Source organism: Methylomagnum sp. (assembly GCF_054333355.1).
The window spans coordinates 1-5,726 of the sequence record NZ_JBTEKS010000282.1; the positions used below are offsets into that span (position 1 = coordinate 1).

Consider the following 5,726-nt stretch of genomic DNA (forward strand, 5'->3'; position numbering starts at 1 on the left):
GCGTTTTCCTGCGCGCGCTTGCCCACCACGAACGCCGGCACCAAACGCCACGCCGGGGCAAAGGCCAGCCAGACCCAGGCATCGCCATAAGTGTCGCTGGCGATTCTGGCGAAGGGCAGGTGCGCCCCCTTCGTATGGACGGAGCTCCATAGCTCATCCAGGAGCTATAACGGAAACTGGTGTATGGGGCTGGATTGAGGGAGGGCGGCGTACCCTGCTGAAATGAGATTGACGAGATCGCGTTTCAGACTGACGAAGAGGTACGCCGATGAAAGAAGATACCGCAGGAGCATGGGGCCAGCCAGGGGCGATGGGCGATTCGCTGACGGAATTGCTGCGCCGTGGCGCCCGGGGCTTGATCGAGAAGGCCGTGGAAGCGGAATTGGAACTGCTGCTGGAGCAGTACGGCAACGTGACCGACCTGAAGGGCCGCCAAGCGGTGGTCCGCAACGGCCACCTGCCGGAGCGGGACATCCTCACGGGGCTGGGGGAGGTTCCCGTCCGCGTGCCCAAGGTCCGGGACCGGTCGGGGAGCGGGATCAAGTTCAACTCGGCCATCGTGCCGCCGTACGTGCGCAAGGCGCGGCGGGTGGAGGCGGCGCTGCCCTGGCTTTATCTGCGGGGCGTCTCGACGGGGGACATGCGGGAAGCGCTGTCGGTGCTGCTGGGCGAGGAGGCGCAGGGACTGTCGCCGCCGGTGGTGAGCCGGTTGAAGGCGCAGTGGGCGGAGGACTACCTGGCCTGGAACCGGCGCGACCTGTCGGGGGAGCGCTACGTCCATGTCTGGGCGGACGGTATCTATTCGACCCTGCGGGGCGAGGACGACCGGCTCTGCCTGCTCGTCCTGATCGGGGTGAACGAACAGGGCGAGAAGCGGTTGCTGGCCTTGTCGGACGGCCACCGGGAGTCGAAGGCTGCCTGGCTCGCTGTGCTACAGGACTTGCAAGGACGGGGCTTGAAGACGCCGCCGGTGCTGGCCATCGGCGACGGCGCCCTGGGCTTCTGGGCGGCGTGCGGGGAAGCCTGGCCGGAAACCCGGGGCCAGCGTTGCTGGGCGCACAAGACCGCCAACGTGCTCAACGAACTGCCGAAGTCCATCCAGGGCAAGGCCAAGGCCGGGCTGCACGAGGTCTGGATAGCGGAAACCCAGGCGCAGGCCGGGAAGGCGTTCGACCGCTTCGTTCGCGACTTCGGGACCAAGTATCCCAAGGCGGTGGAGAAGCTGGTCAAGGACCGGGCGGCCCTGTTGGCCTTCTACGACTTCCCCGCCGAACACTGGCCGCATATACGGACCACCAACCCCATCGAGTCGAGCTTCGCCACCATCCGCCACCGGACGACCCGGACCAAGAACTGCGTCTCCCGGACACCTTGCTGGGCCTGGTCTTCCAGTTGGCGCTGAACGCCGAAAAAAGTTGGCACAGGCTGGGAGGCTTCAAGTTGCTGCCCGAGGTGGCGCAAGGGGTCCGCCTCCATGATGGCCTGAAAGTTGCATATCAACCCGCCAAGGGCGAGGAAGAGCAGCAGGTCGCCGCCTGACCGACTCCGCCGCATACACCAGATTTGACGATAGCTCCGCCGCTCGTCCAGGTATTCAGAGCAGTGGTAAGCGGCCCGCACCTTGTTTTGCTCGACGTGGGCAAGCTGGCGCTCGATTACATCCGGCGTGAAACCCGACTCGTTCAGGATGGTGGACGCCACGGCCCGGAAGCCATGCGCCGTCATGCGGGTCCGATAGCCCATCCGATACAGGGCATAGAGTAGGGTATTCTCCGACATCGGTTTAGCCATGCTGCGCTCACTCGGAAACACGAAGAGAAAGCGCCCCGTCAACGGGCGGATTTCTTCCAAGGTCGCCAAAGCTTGGGATGACAGGGGCACCAGATGCGGGGCTTTCATCTTCATCCGCTCGGCGGGAATGCTCCACTCGGCCCGCTCAAGGTCGAATTCCTCCCAGCGTGCCCCGCGCCGTTCCCCCGGTCGAACGAAGGTCAAGGCCGCGAAGCGCAACGCCAACCGGGTCAACAGTCGCCCGTCGTAGGCTTCGATCTTCCGCAACAGTTCCGGCAGTTCGGCCCGGCTCAGTGCCGCCCGATGTTCCACCTTGCGTGTTTTCAACACGCCGCGCAGGTCGGCGGCGGGGTTATGCTTGGCCCGCCCCGTCAGCACCGCATACCGGAACACCGCCGCGCATCGCTGCATCACCCGGCCCGCCGTCTCCAATGCCCCGCGTCGCTCGATGGCCCGGACCATATCAAGTATTTCGGGCGTTTCGACCTCGTTCACGGGCCGCGCCCCAAGGGAGGGAAAGGCGTCCTGTTCCACTTGTTTGTTGGCTTTTTGGGATTCGGCGGGGTCGTGGCCGTTTTTGAGAAGCTGGCGGTAGGTGTCCCGTTTTTCGCGGGCTTCCGTCAGCGACACGTCAGGGTAGACGCCAAGAGAAAGCCCCTTTTTTCTGCCGCCCCAGCGGTACTTGAGCCGCCAATACTTCCCGGCGTGGTTGATGAGTAGATAAAAGCCCGTGTCCATCCGAGAGCTTGTAAGGCTTTTCCTTGGGGTTGGCGGCAAGAATCGCAGTGTCCGTTAGAGGCATGGGGGGTCACCTCACGAAACGGAAAATATCGTACGTTAGCGGGCTGAACTGTCAGGTTGAGGTCTTTAACCTCACAATCTCGTCGTCAGATAACGCGAAAACTGACCCTAACCTGACAGGTTTCACGTCTTTTCCTGACGTAAGGCTAGGGTATGCCCCAACCGGACAGATGGAGAGGCCGCTGCCGCCAAAAGCCCCGTCCAAACAGGCACTTCGATTCCTTGGCGTACGATATTTTCCGTTTCGTGAGGTGACCCCCATGGGGGCATAAGAAAAATGCTTCCAGACAGGTTTCCCCAAATATGCCCCTAAAATGCCCCGGCTTCAAGCGGATGTCAGCGGACTTCATTGGACATAAAAAAACCCGCAAGCCGTTGAACTATGCGGGTTTTTAGGTCTTTACCGGACCTTAGCGGTCTATCAATTGGTGCCGGAGGTCGGAATCGAACCGACACTTGGTTTCCCAAACCAGATTTTGAGTCCGCTAAAATCCGTAGCCAGCAACAAGTAACGACACTTAATGCCGAACAAATTCAAAGCATTATATGTTTTTCTGTGCTGCCAACACCTGCCGTTTGTTGCCCCAATTTGCCCCTGAGTGCCCCGCCAGTGCCCCATGAGGCAGTGCGCCTAATCAGCCCCGTCAGAGCACAAGATACCGCCTCCCAGCCTCCAGCAGTTCCAGCTTGCGCGTTTCGGCGTCCGGCATGATGGCTTCCAAGCGTTGCCAGAATTCCGGGCTGTGGGTTGGCTCGGCCAAATGGGTCAACTCATGGGCAATCACATAGTCGATCAGGCGCACCGGCATTTGCAGCAAGCGCCAGTGGAAATTGACGACGCCGCCCGCGTTGCAAGAACCCCATCGGTTCCCCAAGTCCCGGACATCCACCCCGGATGGAACCAAGCCGTATTTTTGCGATAACAATCCAACCCGTTGCCCTAGCCAGCGTGCCCCGTTTTTTTCAAACCAAGCTTTAAGCAAGCTTTCCGCTTGGTCCCGTTCCGTTTGGCGCACCCAAAACCAGCCAGCCTGACAAACCACTGGCAACGCCTGGAATGGCGCGAATTTCAGGCGATAGCTTCGGCCCAGGTAGTAAACGGTATCGCCCGATTCCAGCTTGGCCCGAACCGGCTCGGGAAGCTTGGTTTCCTTGACCGCCAGCTTCCGGTAAACCCAGAGCAATCGGCCACGCGCCCACGCCTCAAGTTGTTCTCGGGGAACCTGGGGCGGCGCGTGCAATAACAGTTCGCCGCCCCGGTCCACGGTCAACCCTAGGGACTTCCTCCGCTCGCTACGTCGAACCTCGAAGGTGAGTTCGCCGATGGAAAGCGTTTCCGCACTCACCGAATCAGCGCCTCGTGGTTGTGCTTGGCGAGGGCCACCAGTTGGTAGGCAAGCTCACGGGCCACATTGGGCAAGAGCTTGGCTTCCACCATCAGGCGGCGGGCCAGATATTTGGTCAGATTGTCGCGACGGTGCTCGCTCCGCCAAAAGCCGACTCGGCGGATTTCCTGGCGGATGTGTTCGATGAAATCGAGGGCCAGTTCGATGAATTGTTGTTCGCGGGCTTTATCGAACACGGCATTCTTGGTGATCGTTTCGAGTAGCAGACGAACGAAAGGCACCTGAACCTCGGGATCAAGGTCGGGGAACTCGTTGACATCGCCTTTCTTGAGTCCGTCCACGAACTCCTTGAGCGCCTTTTCCAATTCCGTCCAGTTGTCCTGGAAGGTCTTGAGGATTTCCTCCAACTTCTCACTCATTTTCTTGGCGTATTCCGGGTTTTGCAGCAGAAACCCGCTGATGTGGTAGCGGGCGGCGTGCTGCATTTCGGCGGCGCGGGTTTTCGCCGATGGCTTGGCGGCGATGGCTTGCTCGAATTCGGCATCGGTGATGGCTATGGGCGGAATTTTCGGATTAACGCCCCGCGCCGCGACATGTTTGTCTATCAAGGCGCGGACCTTTTCCGGCACACCCAGCAAATTGAGGGTGGGATCGCGGTAGAGATTCGCTGCCACCTTGTTGATGAAGCCGAGCAGCTTGGCATCGCGGAACATTTCCGGCGACACTTCGGGGCGGTGTTCCAATAGGCCCAAGGCCTCGTAGAACAGCCGTAGCTTGTTGATGAAGTCCGCCCGAATCTTCAGGTCGGCCAGCAGTTCGACGGCTTCTTGCACACCCTCGAACAGGTCGGTGATGCCGCGCCCGGCGAAGATCGCCATGACCCGTGCGTGCCGGTCGCGCAGTTTGGGCAGTTCGGTATGAATGTCCAGCCCGGTCCCGGCGACATCTTCCCGGTCGTATTCCTCCAAAGCCTTGTTCAAATGGCAGGCCACGCCGATGTAATCCACCACATAGCCACGCGGCTTCCGGCCACAGGTGCGATTGACGCGGGCGATGGCTTGCAGCAGGTCGTGGGCGACGATCCGCCTATCCAAATACATCACCTGTTCGACGGGGGCATCGAACCCGGTCAACAGCATGTTGGTGACGATCAACAGGCCCAAGGAGTCGGTCTTGTCGGTCTTCTCCGGTGCCAAGCGGCGCTTGAAGCGCTCCACATGGGTTTCCTGCTTGGCCTTGTCGGTCCAATCCTTCCAGGTTTCTGGGTCGTTGTGGTTGCCGGAAACCACCACGGCGAATTCCAGCGCTCGGATCATGGGCAGATGCGGGTGAGCCTGAATCAGGAACCGCGTGCGCCGGTCCAGCTTGTCTTGGTCCGCTTCGGAAAGCGCCAGCAGGGCGGGCGAGAGCGTTTCCAGGTCGGCCACCAGTTCAGCCTTGGCTTGCGTCAGCTTGGCGAAATAGGTGACGGCGGCCTCGCGGCTGGTGGCGACCACTTGCGCCTTGTAGCCTTCGGGGAGAATCACGCCGATATAGTGTTCGAAGCAGGTCCGCCGCCTTTTTCTCGATCAGCAGCGGGGCTTCCAGCACGTCGCCTTGGGTGGCGTATTTGGCCTTGATGACGGCCAGTTCCTTCGCGGTATAGCCCCGGAACATATCCTCGAACACCGCGTCCAGGCTGTCGGCCTCCTTTACCATGCCGTCGGCGGTGCGCCCTTCGTAGAGGATCGGTACCGTGGCCCCGTCCAGTTCGGCGTCCCTGAGCAGGTAGCGGTCGATGTAGTCGCC

3 protein-coding genes and 2 pseudogenes are annotated in these 5,726 nt (G+C 61.0%); 1 reads left to right on the forward strand and 4 read right to left on the reverse strand.

Annotation, left to right across the window (positions count from 1 at the left end; translation table 11 throughout):
• Nucleotides 1–268 precede the first annotated feature (268 nt).
• Nucleotides 269–1,539: pseudogene (locus ACXWUF_RS17175) on the forward strand (IS256 family transposase).
• A 78-nt stretch (nucleotides 1,540–1,617) separates the two neighbouring features.
• Here the strand turns inward: ACXWUF_RS17175 and ACXWUF_RS17180 are convergent.
• The 4 genes and pseudogenes from ACXWUF_RS17180 to ACXWUF_RS17195 all read right to left on the reverse strand — a co-directional run.
• Nucleotides 1,618–2,529: pseudogene (locus ACXWUF_RS17180) on the reverse strand (tyrosine-type recombinase/integrase); the annotation flags it as partial.
• Nucleotides 2,530–3,236: 707 nt separating this feature from the next.
• Complete coding sequence (locus ACXWUF_RS17185) at nucleotides 3,237–3,938, reverse strand: M48 family metallopeptidase (protein ID WP_458495843.1); 702 nt, start codon at nucleotides 3,936–3,938, stop codon at nucleotides 3,237–3,239.
• The gene (locus ACXWUF_RS17190) at nucleotides 3,935–5,464 is read right to left on the reverse strand and encodes a type I restriction enzyme subunit R domain-containing protein (protein WP_458495844.1); all 1,530 of its coding nucleotides are present in this window, start codon (nucleotides 5,462–5,464) and stop codon (nucleotides 3,935–3,937) included. The genes ACXWUF_RS17185 and ACXWUF_RS17190 overlap by 4 nt, the downstream gene beginning before the upstream one ends.
• Nucleotides 5,370–5,726: hypothetical protein (locus tag ACXWUF_RS17195; protein ID WP_458495845.1), on the reverse strand; the 357-nt coding region annotated here is incomplete at its 5' end. The genes ACXWUF_RS17190 and ACXWUF_RS17195, both read right to left, overlap by 95 nt.